Annotated in this window: 11 protein-coding genes; 3 read left to right on the forward strand and 8 right to left on the reverse strand. The window is 40.0% G+C overall.

All coding sequences use genetic code 11. The features are described from left to right. Position 1: 1 nt before the first annotated feature. Positions 2 to 1,876: a M56 family metallopeptidase gene (locus FDK13_RS16910; RefSeq protein WP_137341179.1), complete on the forward strand. Its 1,875-nt coding sequence runs from the start codon at positions 2 to 4 to the stop codon at positions 1,874 to 1,876. A 65-nt stretch (positions 1,877 to 1,941) separates the two neighbouring features. Here FDK13_RS16910 and FDK13_RS16915 read toward each other — a convergent pair whose 3' ends face one another. The 6 genes from FDK13_RS16915 to FDK13_RS16940 all read right to left on the reverse strand — a co-directional run bounded on the left by FDK13_RS16915 (position 1,942) and on the right by FDK13_RS16940 (position 9,247). Next, positions 1,942 to 2,964, reverse strand: a complete 1,023-nt coding sequence (locus FDK13_RS16915) for an LLM class flavin-dependent oxidoreductase (RefSeq protein ID WP_137341180.1) — start codon at positions 2,962 to 2,964, stop codon at positions 1,942 to 1,944. 138 nt (positions 2,965 to 3,102) lie between these two features. Further along, positions 3,103 to 4,167 carry a ferredoxin--NADP reductase gene (locus FDK13_RS16920; protein ID WP_137341181.1) on the reverse strand — a complete coding sequence of 355 codons (1,065 nt, stop codon included), beginning with the start codon at positions 4,165 to 4,167 and terminating at the stop codon, positions 3,103 to 3,105. 170 nt (positions 4,168 to 4,337) lie between these two features. After that, a complete protein-coding gene (locus FDK13_RS16925; protein WP_137341182.1) occupies positions 4,338 to 5,555 on the reverse strand; it encodes a pyridoxal phosphate-dependent aminotransferase in 1,218 nt (405 codons plus the stop codon). A 210-nt stretch (positions 5,556 to 5,765) separates the two neighbouring features. Beyond that, a complete protein-coding gene (locus FDK13_RS16930; protein ID WP_137341183.1) occupies positions 5,766 to 6,551 on the reverse strand; it encodes an AAA family ATPase in 786 nt (261 codons plus the stop codon). Positions 6,552 to 6,599: 48 nt separating this feature from the next. Next, positions 6,600 to 7,856 (reverse strand): BamA/TamA family outer membrane protein, encoded by a 1,257-nt coding sequence (locus tag FDK13_RS16935; protein WP_137341184.1) that lies wholly within the window; start codon positions 7,854 to 7,856, stop codon positions 6,600 to 6,602. 179 nt (positions 7,857 to 8,035) lie between these two features. Beyond that, positions 8,036 to 9,247, reverse strand: a complete 1,212-nt coding sequence (locus tag FDK13_RS16940) for an NADP-dependent isocitrate dehydrogenase (RefSeq protein WP_137341185.1) — start codon at positions 9,245 to 9,247, stop codon at positions 8,036 to 8,038. Positions 9,248 to 9,519: 272 nt separating this feature from the next. On the opposite strand from FDK13_RS16940, the gene FDK13_RS16945 reads away from it, so the two are divergent. Both FDK13_RS16945 and FDK13_RS16950 read left to right on the forward strand, forming a co-directional pair. After that, on the forward strand, positions 9,520 to 10,095 hold the full coding sequence (locus FDK13_RS16945; RefSeq protein ID WP_137341186.1) for a 5-formyltetrahydrofolate cyclo-ligase: 576 nt from the start codon (positions 9,520 to 9,522) through the stop codon (positions 10,093 to 10,095). 1,284 nt (positions 10,096 to 11,379) lie between these two features. Further along, complete coding sequence (locus tag FDK13_RS16950) at positions 11,380 to 12,390, forward strand: aspartate-semialdehyde dehydrogenase (RefSeq protein ID WP_137341187.1); 1,011 nt, start codon at positions 11,380 to 11,382, stop codon at positions 12,388 to 12,390. 293 nt (positions 12,391 to 12,683) lie between these two features. Here the strand turns inward: FDK13_RS16950 and FDK13_RS16955 are convergent, their stop codons facing one another. Then, positions 12,684 to 13,901: an NADH-quinone oxidoreductase subunit D gene (locus tag FDK13_RS16955; RefSeq protein WP_137341188.1), complete on the reverse strand. Its 1,218-nt coding sequence runs from the start codon at positions 13,899 to 13,901 to the stop codon at positions 12,684 to 12,686. Between the two features lie 87 nt (positions 13,902 to 13,988). After that, complete coding sequence (locus tag FDK13_RS16960; RefSeq protein ID WP_170982819.1) at positions 13,989 to 15,557, reverse strand: glycoside hydrolase family 10-like protein; 1,569 nt, start codon at positions 15,555 to 15,557, stop codon at positions 13,989 to 13,991. Positions 15,558 to 15,697 lie beyond the last annotated feature (140 nt).

Below are 15,697 nucleotides of genomic sequence, written 5' to 3' on the forward strand. Positions count from 1 at the left end.
CATGAAATCGTTTTTCAACTTATTCTCTGATGCGCTCATTTCATCGTTCGGATGGATGCTGGTTCATTCCTTATGGCAGGGTGCTTTGCTGGTATTGATCGCCAGTATTACCCTATATCTTTTAAGAAAAAGTCCCGCGGCGGTTCGTTACAACGTAGGAATTCTGGCACTTTCCACCCAGGTTATTTCTTCTCTTGTAACATTCTCCTATTATTACTTCAACGCTACGCCCAAGATTTTAAGCACCGCATTGAAAACCACAACGGGTAACGTAGCAGACTGGAAAACATTAACTTACGAACTTTCCCTGACTTCCAAAGTTCAGCTTTGGCTGACTGCACATATACAGGAGCTTGTCATTTGCTGGCTTATAGGAGCTGCTGTTTTGGTAGTAAGATTTCTTGGAGGATGGATTTACACCGAATACCTTCGCCACAATTCACGGTTGGTTATGAACAAGGAATGGAGAGCGAGATTTGGTGTGTTGACGGCGAAACTGAAAGTCTATCAATCCATAGAACTTAAAGAATCTTCAAAAATCCTGACGCCCATGGTGATTGGAACGTTACAGCCGGTGGTATTAATTCCAATCGGATTATTATTAGGTTTTCCTACGGCTCAGATTGAGGCCATTCTTGCGCATGAGCTTGCACATATTCGCCGCCATGATTATCTTATCAATATGCTGCAATCCTTCATTGAAGTCGTTTTCTTCTTCCATCCTGCACTTTGGTGGTTGTCCGAAAGAGTTCGGGTTGAACGTGAACATTGCTGTGATGATCTGGCTATTGAAGCTTGCGGAGATCGCCTTTCGTTAGCCCACGCATTGGTTGGAATTGCAGAATTTAAAACAAATCATTCATTAGCTATGGCTTTTGCTTCTAAAAAACCACTTTTATTACAACGTGTAAAACGCGTATTGGGCGTTGCTCCCAAGTCGACCCGAATTTTTGGCGGGTTACCGGTTACGATGTTATTTATCGCTGCATTGATCGGCGTTTCTGTTTATGCTGTTGGACAGGATACTTTAAAGAAGAAAAAAGCGAAAGCCAAAACACATCAGGCTGCCTCGAGACAATCCAGAAATGTTTCAGTAAGAGATGAAAACGGGGTAGTTGTGGATGTTGAACCCGAGATTGATATTGAAATACCCGAGATTAATGAAAACATCAATATAAACATTAATGAAGATTTTGATGAATCGGAACTTCCGTTTATGAGTGATTCTCTTAAAAGTAAGATGAATGAATTCCATCAAAAAATGGCCGTTTTACAGAAAGAAATGGAGCCGTTACAAACCCGGATGAATGAGCTACAACTTGAAATGGAAAAACGTCAATTTGAAATGGAGCATTTTGACAGAGACCGCGAAAAAATTGATTGGAAAAAAGATAATGCTAATGAGATCCGTCAGGGATTACTGGAAAAACGTTCTAATCTTTTGCATCCTGATGTTAAATCAAAAACAAAACTGAACGAGACTGATCTTGAAAAACAACTCGCCGATTTTGAACAACAGATCAAAGCGCAGGAACAGGTCATCACCAAACTAAATGCCGATCTCGCAAATAACCTGAAAGAAGCAGAAAAAGCAGGTGATCCTTATCGTGAGATGGAAAAAGAAATGGATCAATTGAGCGGTAAGATGGATGAAATAGGCAAGAATATGGGACTGGCTTCCTTGGGACTGAAAGATTTACATCCTGCACCACCAAGACCAGCAAAAGCACCGAGAGCGCCGGCAGCCCCTAAGGCAGCTTCTGCCAGGAGAATTTCCGTATCAATTCCACCACCTCCGCCACCAGCAGCTCCAAAAGCAGCACCAGTTTCTCCAAAAGCGCCATTAACTCCGCCGCCGCCGCCCGCTAAAAAATAATTAAACAAAAAGCCGTTTACTGTCCTATACGATGACGGTAAACGGCTTTTTAATTTCTAATAATTCTATTTATTAATCAAAGGTGAAACTATCTGCCCAATGATCTCAATTGACTTCATAAGTTTTTCATGCGTCAATCCGGCATTATCCATTTGAAAAGTAAGTCTGGATATACCACCCAGTGCTTTACTGTGGCGGAGTATTTTCTCTGCAACTTCTTCCGGTCCACCAACTAATAAAGCTCCTTCCGGTCCCATTTGAGATTCAAAACGAGCTCTTGTCATCGGAGGCCAGCCACGTTCTTTTCCGATTTTAGTGAATGATTCGGAATATCCCGGAAAAAATTCTTCGATTGCTTCTTCCGTTGAATTGCCCACATAACCCAGCGAATGCAAACCAACTTGCAATTCTTCTGGCTTAAATCCCGATCTTTTCCCTGCTTCTCTGTAAAGATCAACCAAGGGACGGAAACGATGTGTTTCTCCACCAATAACCGCTACCATCAAGGGCAGACCCAATACACCGGCGCGGATAAAAGATTCGGGGGTACCGCCCACACCTAACCAAATTGGTATTTTTTCCTGCAATGGTCGCGGATAAACAGGCTGATTTTGTAGCGCAGGACGAAATTTACCAGACCAGGTTATAAATTCATTATCCCTTATTTTGAGTAATAAATCCAGTTTTTCTGAAAACAACTTATCATAATCTTGCAAATTCAATCCAAATAAAGGAAACGCGTCAGTAAAAGAACCACGGCCAACAACCATTTCAGCTCTTCCCTGCGATATCAAATCCAGCGTAGCAAAATTTTGAAAAACCCTTACCGGATCGGCAGCGCTTAACACGGTCACAGCACTTGTCAAACGAATTTTGCCGGTTCTTGAAGCAGCAGCGGCCAAAATCATCGAAGGCGCAGAATCCAGAAATCCTTTTCGGTGGTGCTCACCGATTCCAAAGACGTCAAGGCCACAACGATCCGCATGTTCAATCCTTTCCAGTAACTGAGCCATTGCATCCACATCATCAATTGCCGTAACCGACTCGCCACTGAACATGGCGGCGAAACTATCAATTCCTATTTCCATAGTATTTCCTTTGACGATGTTTGTTTCTCAAATAAAATGCAAAGTTACCTTGATTTACCTGCAAAAAAGCAATGCTATACATTAGGAACGTCGATATCCTTTTGTATAGCACTGCATTATTAAATTCCTTTATCGAAATTATTCCACTTCAATCACCACATCGTCGCTCATCGGATGTGCTACGCAGGTCAAAATAAAACCTTCTTTTAATTCTGCTTCTGATAGCGCATCTTCCTCATCCAATTGCACTTTTCCGGATACGCAGCGGCCCATGCAGGCTGTGCACATTCCTGCCTGACAAGAATACGGAAGGTCGATATCCATATTCATTGCTGCTTCCAGAATCGTTTCATAAGGTTTTACAGGAACTTTATATTCCGTTCCCTCATAGAAAAGCGTTATTTCATGCGTTTTCGGCGAATCGTCAGTTTCTTCCAAAATTACTTCTCCATGTTTAGGTGCGGCAGTTAAGAAACTTTCCTGTCTTATTTTGTTTAAAGCAACTCCACGTATCGCCAGAGCACGATTTGCCTCTTCCATCATATCTTCCGGTCCGCATAGAAAAAATTCGGCTTCGCTGACTTTTAAATCTGGCAAACCTTCCATGATTTTTAAGATATGGCTTTTGTTCAAACGGCCACGTTGTCCTTCCCAGCTTTCTTCTGGCTGGCTAAGCGTATAAATTACTTTAAAACGCTCTTTATATTTATCTTGAAGAACCTTGATCTTATCTTTGAAAATAATACTGGACTCTGTTCGGCTGCCGTAGATTAGTACAACTTCACTTTCCTGTTCAACCATCAAAACTGATTTGGCGATTGAAAATAAAGGTGTTATTCCACTTCCTGCACCAATAAAAACTACCTGACGGGTCTGATCATCTTCCTGTTTTGGAAAAAATAATCCCATAGGTTCCATCGCTTCCAATACGTCGTCTACTTTCACGGTATCCAATAAAAAATTAGAGGCAAACCCGCCAGGAACACGTTTGATCGTAATCGCTAACGAAACATCCGTATAAGGTGAACTCGACATGGAGTAAGAGCGGCGTACTTTTTTGTCTCCATCCGGTAATAACAGGGTAATAAATTGTCCGGGACGGTATGCTACGACTTCATTAAGAGGATGCCAAAAATGGATTGTAGACGCATCTTCCGTTTCTTTTTCTATTTCTTTAATCTTTAAAAAATAATATTTGCTCATGATGATGTGGCTGTCAGCTTTCGGCCATCGGCTGTCAGCTTTTAATATTCCAGAATTTACCGTGCTTTAATATTTCAACAAGAAATTGGTAAATGTAATTCGCATAAATAAAAAGAAAAAGCCTCATGGTCTTGAAAATCCATGAGGCCCGGCAATAAATTTATTCTATGTTATTTCAAAGTTGCAACTGCATCTTTAATTCTCTGTACCGCTTCTACTAATGATTCATCAGCAGCAGCGGTAGAAATCCGGATACAATTCGGTGCACCAAAACCTGAACCTGCCACGGTAGAAACATAAGAATTGTTAAGCAACCAGTTTGCAAAATCGTCAGAATCTTTGATAAGATTAGTTCCGTCCGATTTTCCGAAGTAATAACTTACATCCGGAAATGCGTAAAATGCGCCGTCCGGAACATTTACTTTGAAACCTGGAATTTCTTTCAGCAAGCCAACAACAAGGTCACGGCGACGAGCATAAGCTTTCGTCATTTCTCTTGTTGCATCCAATGGACCATTAAATGCAGCTGTGGCCGCTTTTTGAGCGATTGAATTAGTACCGGAAGTAACTTGTCCTTGTAATTTTTCAACGCCGTCAGCAATCCATTTTGCAGCACCGATAAACCCGATTCTCCATCCTGTCATAGCGAATCCTTTCGCTACTCCGTTCACGGTAATCACGCGGTCTTTCAACGCAGGAATTGATCCCATGCTAAAATGTCCTTCCTTGGTAAAGTTGATATATTCGTAGATTTCGTCAGCCAAAACATAAATTCCTTCATGTTTTTCCAAAACAGCCCCAATTTCTCTCAACTCAGCTTCTGAATACACAGCGCCAGTCGGATTGTTTGGTGAAGCGTACATGATAACTTTTGTACGTGGCGTAATCGCAGCTTCCATTTGTGCAGCGGTTACTTTGAAACCATTGTCAAAAGCACCTTCCACAATCACAGATTTCCCTTCTGCCAGTTTCACCATTTCAGAGTAACTAACCCAGTAAGGAGCGAAGATCAGCACCTCATCTCCCGGATTAACCAAAACCTGGATCACGTTGGCCAGAGAATGTTTGGCTCCTGTAGAAACTACAATATTTTCTGGTTTCCAATCTATATTATTGTCGCGTTTAAGCTTATCAGCAATCGCCTTTCGCAGATCAGGGTAACCTGCTACCGGCGAATATCCATGAAATCCATCGTCAATTGCCTTCTTGGCAGCCTCACAGATAAATGCGGGCGTTTTGAAGTCTGGCTCTCCCACGCTCAGACTAATCACTTTGTGGCCTTGGGCAGCCAATTCACGGGCCATTTTGGTCATTGCCAACGTCGAAGATTCATCGAGGGCATTGATACGGTTGGCCAGCACCTGGGTTTGCTCTGCTACTGCGGACATTGCAACAAAAATTAAGTTAAATGAAAATATTCCATTTGTGATTTGAACCTGTCGCAGGTCAATATCAACAAATTGCCCGCAAAGTTACGGCTTTTTTGGAAGAGTTGGAGAAATAGGAGGTCTTAAAGAAAAAAAAGAATTAATGCCGGAGTTTTTTTAGTATACCAAATACGATTGTTGAGCTTAAAACCATAAAAATTAACCAATTAGTTATCTCCTTACCTCAATCGAATGTTCTGTAATTACTTTTAGTTCTTCCGCATCAAAAATTAAAGACTCAATTATACTATCAGTGTTTTCAAGTTTGACCAGTACACCATTTAAAGCCCGTTTTTCATTTTGATTAACGATCTCCCCAAAGGCCCGGATGGTATCCATGCTCTGTGTCGTTGCAAAAACCTGTACGTTTAAACGTTCCGAAATGTCAAAGATCGTGTCCCACAAAGTTTCATGAACCGAATAATGTAAACCATTTTCAATTTCATCGAAAAGCACAATCCCGTTTTCGCAAGTAGTTAAAGCCAGTAAAATAGTCAGAATTCTGTGAACGCCATTGCCCATGCGGAGCAATGCATCGTTTTTCCCATTTATGAAAGTAACAATCGGATTCTTTAAATTATCTGTGCCAAAATCTACTTCGATAATACGGTCGTCCATAATTTTCAGACAATTCATCGCCTTCTCCCTAATGAAATCAGAGAAAATATCAAAAGTATGCTGTCTCAAAAAACCTTGGATACCGGAATGTGGACTGATGAGTTTAACATTTGGAGAAAAAAGAATTTCATCTTCTGTCAGCAGATTTGGTGCCAGATCATCAACAACAAGTTTTTCTTCCGGAAGAAATTCATTCTGTGAAGAATAGAAATTTATCGATTCAAGGAAATTCGTTTTACCGGTATTATTCTTTCCAATAATTAAATTAACACGGCTTAATGAGTCAATATGGAGATTTTTAAGATTACGAAAATTCTGTATTTCTATCGAAGCGATCATTTTTTTCTAATTTCTTGGTCATTAAAACAAATGAATAACGCATTATTTTTAAAAAACCTCCCCCAAATTAACAAACAATCCTCTTGAACCATTTGCTCCAAACCCGTAATCCACTGCAATATTAGTCCTTGAAGTTTTATTGATTTTCACGCGGATACCAAAGCCAACGCCCGGTGCAACTTTATCGAATTTTTTCGTTGGCCAATTAGAAAAACTTTGCGCATTACCAAAAACCACACCTCCCAGTAAACCGTTTTGCGTAAGGGAAAAGCGGTATTCTGTTTCAAAATACAGCATGTTCGGGCTTCTGAATCTTCCCTGGATATAGCCACGGCCTGTATTATTCGAAGGATCCCAGCTTGTACTAGGCAGATCCAGATACGGCGGTTTTCCGGATAAAGTCAGCCAGTTAAAATCCCAGAAAGCCAGCGTATTACGGCTTCCCCTTGGAAAATTGACATATTTACGCAATTCCAAAACCAGCGATTGCCAGTTTGTATTACTTCCCAAAACAGTCAGGTTGTTTCTATAGCGTGCGTTGGCATAAAGTCCGGCCACTGGATTTATTGAATTTTTTCTATTATCATAAAGGATATTCGCAACGAGCCCGGAAGAGACGGATTTGGGTGGAAGTCCATATTTTGTTACATCTTCGTTACTTCCTTCCTGCCTGATTTTCCATCGATAATCCAGCAGATAACCAACGCCCATATAGAGAGAGCCTCCTACTTTTTTCAAAACAGTTTGATGCATCCGAATGTGGGAATAATCAATTCTGTCGGCATTTGCTATCGCGCTGTGGCCTCCAAGGCCATAGGTATCCTGCGGATATTTGAAATATCGCCAGTCAAAAATTATATTATAACCATTATCTTTTGTCCAGATATTGGCTATAACCGGTATCATTATCTGATTGTATTGCGTATAATTGAAGCTTGTACTGATACTTGAAATGTTGGTTGTAGCCGTATCACTCAAATAAAATGCCGCATTTGCGCTTAACAAACCAACGACACCGGTTGATAATGTATAACCAACGGCTGGAACCATGGAATAAAGAATCTTCCCGGACTTTTTATCCTTTATTTTGAAACTGTCCCTTTTGCTCTTTTTTTTTAACTGGCCAAGCACATCCATAATATCTTTGTCTTCACCCTTTTTATCCGAAGGAGCAGAGCTATCAGGAATTACACTTGTTTGGACTCTTATTGAATTATCAATAGGTACAACAACCTGTGCCTGAACTTCAAGGAAGAAAGCCCCACAAAATGATAAAATAATAAAACTGAGAAAGGCTTTAAACAAGTCGAAAATTCGGTTAATTGAGATCAAATTTAACTCAAAATACAAAATCCGTGCCCGGAATGAAAAGATCTAAGTATTTTCTAACTATACTTTAAAATGACCTTTACAATTGACCCACATTAAAAAAGCTGCCAGCTCTCAAACGAGCCGGCAGCTTTTCATTATATGCAAAAAACAATTTAAGCCAACGCAGCTTGTAAATTATCATTAATTGCTTCAAGGAATTCCTCAGTATAAAGATAATGCTCTCCGTGATTCACTTTATTTCCGTGAATACAAACAGCCAGATCCTTTGTCATTTTACCACTTTCAACCGTTTCAACACAAACTTTTTCAAGAGTCTGGCAGAAATCAATTAATGGCTGGTTTCCGTCAAGTTTACCACGGAATTCCAAACCACGTGTCCATGCAAAAATTGAAGCAATTGGATTTGTTGAAGTTGGTCTTCCTTTTTGGTATTCACGGTAATGACGTGTAACAGTTCCGTGCGCAGCTTCTGCTTCCAAAGTGTTTCCATCCGGAGTCAACAATACAGAAGTCATCAAACCAAGAGAACCGAATCCTTGTGCAACTGTATCCGACTGAACGTCACCATCATAGTTTTTACAAGCCCAAACAAAGTTACCTTCCCATTTAAGAGCAGAAGCAACCATGTCATCGATCAAACGGTGTTCGTAATGTACTTTTCCTGCAAATTCAGCATCGTAAATTTCCTGGAAAATGTCTTTGAAACGACCGTCATATTTTTTCAAAATGGTATTTTTAGTAGAAAGGTACAAAGGCCATCCTTTGCCCATTGCTACATTGAAACAAGAACGCGCAAAACCACGGATCGACTCATCCACGTTGTACATCGCCATGGCAACACCAGGTCCCTGGAACTGATACACTTCGTGCTCAATCACCTGTCCGTCTTCACCTTCAAACTTAACAGTAAGTTTTCCTTTTCCTGGCACAACGAAATCCGTTGCTTTGTATTGATCACCAAAAGCGTGACGTCCAACGATGATAGGAGCAGTCCAGTTTGTTACCAAACGAGGTACATTGCTCATTACGATAGGCTCACGGAAAACAGTTCCATCCAAAATGTTACGGATCGTTCCGTTTGGAGATTTCCACATTTGTTTCAGGTTGAACTCTTTAACGCGGTCTTCATCTGGCGTAATGGTAGCACATTTGATACCTACACCGAATTCTTTAATCGCATTGGCAGAATCGATCGTAACCTGATCATTGGTTTCGTCGCGATATTCAATACCTAAATCGTAGTATTTAATATCTACGTCCAGATATGGTAAAATAAGTTTTTCTTTGATAAACTTCCAGATGATTCTAGTCATCTCATCACCGTCCAGCTCTACTACGGGATTTGCAACTTTAATTTTGCTCATGATTATTATTTACTATTCGAAAGTTAAAGATATTGAAATGCGACCGTGAAAGTACAATTATAGACTGAAAAGGCGAAACAGAACGGGAAGTAAGTTTGAATTTATAATTCAGTCTTTCAAATTTTGTAACACTTTGACGCTATAATTATCCTTTAAAAAGCGTCTGTAAACCTGATCTACCCGGTTTCCCATAAATTATGAACTATCGCCGGATATTTTTTTTAATATTGACGCTTAATAATATTCCTGACCATTAAATTCTTTACCTTATTATGGATAAATCTTCTCTACGTTCTGAATTTTTACAAAGGAGAAAAAATCTGTCGGAAAAAGAACTTGAAGAGATAAATGAGGCCATTTTAAAAAACATTACGCTCTTTTTCAAAATTAACATTATCCAAACGGTACACGTATTCCTGCCTCAACTCGGTAAAAATGAAATTGATACCTGGCGAATCATCTCACTTCTTCGCAATTTCCCTCAGATAAAAATCATTTCCCCGCGGATCATACCGGGAACCAGGGAAATGGAACATTATCTGTTAACACCCGAAACCATATTAATTAACAATCGCTGGCAAATTCCTGAGCCAGATCCTGAAACTTCGCTCAGCGTTTCACCAAATGAAATTGACGCTGTACTAATACCGCTTTTAGCTTTTGATAAAAGGGGATTTAGGGTAGGTTACGGCGGAGGTTATTATGATCGGTTTCTGGTTGAGTGTAGGTCTGATGTTGTTAAAATTGGTTTGTCGTTTTTTGAAGCAATAGACGAAATTGATGATTTGGATTCATTTGATGTGGCTATGAATTATTGTATTACGCCATTTGAGATTGTGCAATTTTAGTATGGTGTAATGAAATGTTGAAAGAATATTGATTTGTAATAATTCAGATTTTGCCAGGGTTATGTCACCCGTTCCGGGTTAGGGAAATCGTGAATAATGAACTTCTATAATAATGTCATCCCGTCGGGATTGTGAATTGAGAGAATATTTGTAATCATGATTTTTTTCGCAATCTTAATTTATCAAATGGTGGTTTTTTTACCGAAATCAAATTTCATTCCGAATTCAACTATTTGATTATCTTTTTGTATTCAACAATTTCCCTTTCCGCAATCCCGAAGGGATGACATTATTATAGAAAAATTACGACCCATTATCGTCCAAAACCCCAGCGGGGTGACATATTTTTACCGAAATCAAATTTCATTCCGAATTCAACTATCTGATTATCTTTTTGTATTCAACAATTTCCCTTTCCGCAATCCCGAAGGGATGACATTATTATAGAAAAATTACGACCCCTCATCATCCAAAACCCCAGCGGGGTGACATATTTTTACCGAAATCAAATTTCATTCCGAATTCAACTATCTGATTATCTTTATTGTATTCAACAATTTCCCTTTCCGCAATCCCGAAGGGATGACATTATTATAGAAAAATTACAACCCATTATCGCCCAAAACCCCAGCGGGGTGACATATTTTTACCGAAATCAAATTTCATTCCGAATTCAACTATCTGATTATCTTTTTGTATTCAACAATTTCCCTTTCCGCAATCCCGAAGGGATGACATTATTATAGAAAAATTACGACCCATTATCGTCCAAAAACCCAGCGGGGTGACATATTTTTACCGAAATCAAATTTCATTCCGAATTCAACTATTTGATTATCTTTTTGTATTCAACAATTTCCCTTTCTGCAATCCCGAAGGGATGACATTATTATAGAAAAATTACGACCCATTATCGTCCAAAACCCCAGCGGGGTGACATATTTTTACCGAAATCAAATTTCATTCCGAATTCAACTATCTGATTATCCTTTTGTATTCAACAATTTCCCTTTCCGCAATCCCGAAGGGATGACATTATTATAGAAATAATTACGACCCATTATCGTCCAAAACCCCAGCGGGGTGACATATTTTACCGAAATCAAATTTCATTTTCTCAAAAAAGGAAATTCTCAATTTATCCTCCAAAGCATTTGTACAATAAAAACGCAATTTGTTATTAAATTCCTCGTAAATTTGCACCACTTTTCAAATCCGGCAGATTTTACCGGAATTTGTTGAGTTACAGACAATTTTACAAATCACATTAATCCTGGTTTTAGAATGAAAATCGCAGTAGTAGGCGCTACCGGTTTGGTAGGCGGCGAAATCCTCAAAGTGCTCGAAGAGCGTAATTTCCCGGTGACGGAATTATTGGCCGTTGCATCTGAAAGATCTGTTGGTAAGGAAGTTACATTCAAGGGTAAACAGATTAAGGTAATCGGATTTGAGGATGCCATTGCAGCCAAACCTGAAATCGCAATATTTTCTGCCGGTGGCGGCACTTCTCTTGAACTTGCACCAAGATTTGCTGCGGCTGGAATTACCGTTATTGACAACTCATCTGCATGGAGAATGGACCCTACGAAGAAACTCGTGGTACCAGAAATCAATGCAATTACGTTAACGAAAGAAGATAAAATTATAGCGAATCCAAACTGCTCTACGATTCAGATGGTAGTGGTTTTGCATCCTTTACACCAAAAATATAAAATCAAACGTGTTGTTGTTTCGACATACCAGTCTGTAACTGGTACCGGAAAAGCAGCTGTTGACCAGCTTTTTGCTGAGCGTGCAGGAGATCACAGCATTTCAAAAGTGTATCCGCATCCGATCGATTTAAACGTTTTGCCTCACATCGATGTGTTCCTTGACAATGGATATACCAAAGAGGAAATGAAGATGACGAATGAGACGAAAAAAATTATGGGTGACGATAGTATTGCCGTAACAGCAACCACTGTTCGGATCCCAACAATTGGCGGTCATTCGGAAGCTGTTAATATTGAATTCGAAAATGAATTTGATCTTGATGAAGTTCGTCAGATTTTGAGTGAAGCAGAAGGTATTATTATCCAGGACGATCCTAAAAATTTCCTTTATCCAATGCCATTAACAGCACATGGAAAGGACGAAACTTTTGTGGGACGTATCCGTCGTGATGAATCTCAGCCTAAAACTTTGAACCTGTGGATCGTTGCAGATAACCTTCGTAAAGGTGCTGCTACCAATACGGTTCAAATCGCTGAATTCCTTGCAAAACATGATTTAGTTGGTGTTGCGCAGGAAGCGTAAGGTTTTCCAAATACGTTAAAAACGAGAAAAGAGTGGCCGAATGGCCACTCTTTTCTCGTTTTTAGGAAAATGATATTAATAATTCAACTAGAATATTATATGCACTGCTCCATAGGAGCAACCTTTTTATAGCATTGGAATCTTGAATTAGTTAATTTTCACTCCGCAGGAGTGCCCTGGAAATTCAAGGAGGCTCCGATGGAGCAGGGAAATGTGTTAGTTCCATGCATTTATAGAAACAGGAGACTCCAAAGGAGCCATTTCTAATTAATGATTTAATGCAATGAATATACTTATCGGTCAACCTCACCCATTACTACATCAATAGAACCAATAATCGCCACCAAATCCGCCAACAATGCACCTTTCGATAATTCTCCAATCACAGAAAGATTGTTAAACGAACAAGCTCTCGCTTTGCATCGTACAGGGATATCTGAGCGACCGTCGGTACGGAAGAAAAATCCTAATTCTCCTTTTGGATTTTCAGCACGAACGTAAAAATCCATTGCTTTGGGACGTATTTTCTTGGGTACCAGTGCCTGTGGATCAAAAGATGGCGTTCTTTTGTGATCTCCCTGCAACTGTACCAAACTTTGTTCTATTATTTTTACAGATTCCCAACACTCTGCAACGCGAACCCAGGTTCTATCCCAGCAATCACCAACAGCACCCATTTTTCCTTCACCAATCGGAACATCAAAATCAAGTTCGGGATAAACAGAATAGCCATCCACGCGACGTAAATCATAACGTAGTCCTGAAGCGCGAAGCATAGGACCCGTACAGCCATAGTTAATAGCTACCGGCAAAGGAAGTACACCCACATTTGCAGTACGCTGAATGAAAATCTTGTTATCAACAACCAGTTGCTGTAATTCAACCAGTTTTGGCTTCAAATAATTAATAAATTCCGAACACCGTTCTTCGAAACCAACAGGCAAGTCATAAAACAAACCGCCAATCCAGATATAATTATAAAGCATTCTTGCCCCGCATGTCCATTCCAGCAAACGAAGAATCTGCTCACGATCACGCATCATCCATAAAAATGGCGTATAAGCGCCAATATCCATAGCATATGTACCAAGAGCAACAAAGTGAGAGGCCAAACGATTTAATTCAGCAACTACAACACGTATATATTCAATTCGTTTCGGAATATCGTTTTCAATGCCAAGCATTCTTTCCACACCCATCACATAGGCATGTTCAGAATTCATCGCCGCTACATAATCCATCCGGTCAACGTAAGGAATGATCTGGTTGAAAGGGAGTGATTCTGCATGTTTTTCAAAACAGCGGTGCAGGTAACCTATATGAGGTACTACATCAACGACAACTTCTCCATCCGTAACTACCTCCAGTCGCAAAACACCATGTGTAGAAGGATGTTGCGGTCCCATGTTGAGCACCATTTCTTCCGTACGAAGCGTTTCGGAGTTGTATTTATTTGGAGCAGAAACTGAAAGATATTCAGGACGGTATTCGTATTGAATGGCTTGACTCATGATATATTCTATTTTCCTTATCAGAAATTCATTCAAATATAAGAACAAAAAGCGGTCGGAATTGATCCGGTTTCTAATACTATTTTCTCAGAATCTCTGTAATTTCTGATCCGAAACTTGAACTTTCAACGGGCCAATAGGACGTCCCTCGTTATGCAAACGGTCAACAGCAGTAATATAGTACACGTATCTTTTTCCTGACTGAACTGTTGTATCAACAAATTTTTCTCCCTCATACGCCATACCCAAAATCTTTCTCGGGTCATATGCTGAGGGCTTTTCATCCGGTAGAAAACGGTAGATTACATAATAAGTAGCCGTTTCCCCGTCTGTTGCAGGATCCGGTTTTTCCCAGAATAATTCCAAACCGTTTGTCAGCAAAGTAGCTTTCAGACTTTTTGGTGTAAGCGGCGGAATCGCGTCTTTCCAACTCATCGTTGGTACCAATGCGGGATAACGGAACAAATCATTTCTTAAAGAATCAACAAAGCCCAGGTTATTATTTTTGAGGGAGCGTGAGCTAAAAAAGATAGTTCCCTCAGCCTCATTTTCACGGGAGTAACGGACTTGCCCTGGTATTTCTGTCGGATTCTGCCACTGCGTATCCTTTTCTTTTCCTCCTACACGATAAGCGCCCAGCCCAACATAAAAATGACGGCCATAACAATTTTCGGCCCACCAGTCGACCAGATTTTTGTACGGAACTCTGCCAAATCTTGAAGAAAAATAAACCTGCGGCGCAATATAATCAACCCAACCTTCGCGAACCCATTTTCGACTGTCGGCAAAAAGATCATCATAAGAAGCAAGTGCGCCGTATGTTTTTGACCCTTCCGCATCGTTGCCTTTATTTCTCCATACACCACACGGACTAATACCAAATTTGATTCTGGGATTTACTGCCATTAAAGCGTCGTGTATTTGTTTGACAAGCAAATCCACATTATTTCTCCGCCAGTCATTTTTATTAGAAAACCCTTGTCCGTATTGTCTGAATGTTGCGTCATCATTAATAACCTGACCAGCGACGGCATAAGGATAAAAATAATCATCAAAATGAATACCGTCCACATCATAATTTTTGGCAACATTGACCGCTATTTCCGTAATAAACTGACGAACAGCAGGAATTCCGAAATTGAATAATTTATACCCGTCATAACTCAGAATCCAGTCAGGATGCGTACGGCTCATATTCTCCGAAGAAACACTTGTGGACGATTTGTGAACGAGTCGATTCAAATTTAACCAGGCATGAAATTCCAGGCCGCGCCTGTGTGATTCCTTAATCATATATTCCATCGGATCCCACATAGGGTCAGGCCGACGCCCTTGCTGCCCTGTTAACCACTCAGACCATGGCTCATTACTTTTTGCATAAAAGGCATCACCCGCAGCCCGGACCTGCACAAAAACGGCGTTCATTCCGGCCCTTTTATGAAAATCAAGAAGATTCGAAAACTCGTTCCGCTGTTCATCAGGCACAAGATTTTTACTGCTGGGCCAGTCGATGTTATCAACCGTCGCGATCCAAACTGCCCTGAATTCTCGTTTTGGAGGATAAATATCTTCAAATTCTGTGCTTTGGGCTTTACAGCCTTCCAGCAAAAAAATGGCCAGCAGCAAGGTAAACGCAATAATTGGAATTTTTTTCACTATATAACGAATGCAAAATGTTAATCCGATCAAAGTAACGTATTTTAGACCAAAGTTAGCCGAGAAGTTGTTTAATTTGTCTTATCAGCAAATAAACATCCCGGTATTATTGTTATTGTGAATAATTTTTCTGGATATTT

The organism is Dyadobacter frigoris (assembly GCF_005280585.1).
In the GTDB taxonomy this organism is placed as follows: Bacteria; Bacteroidota; Bacteroidia; order Cytophagales; family Spirosomataceae; genus Dyadobacter; species Dyadobacter frigoris.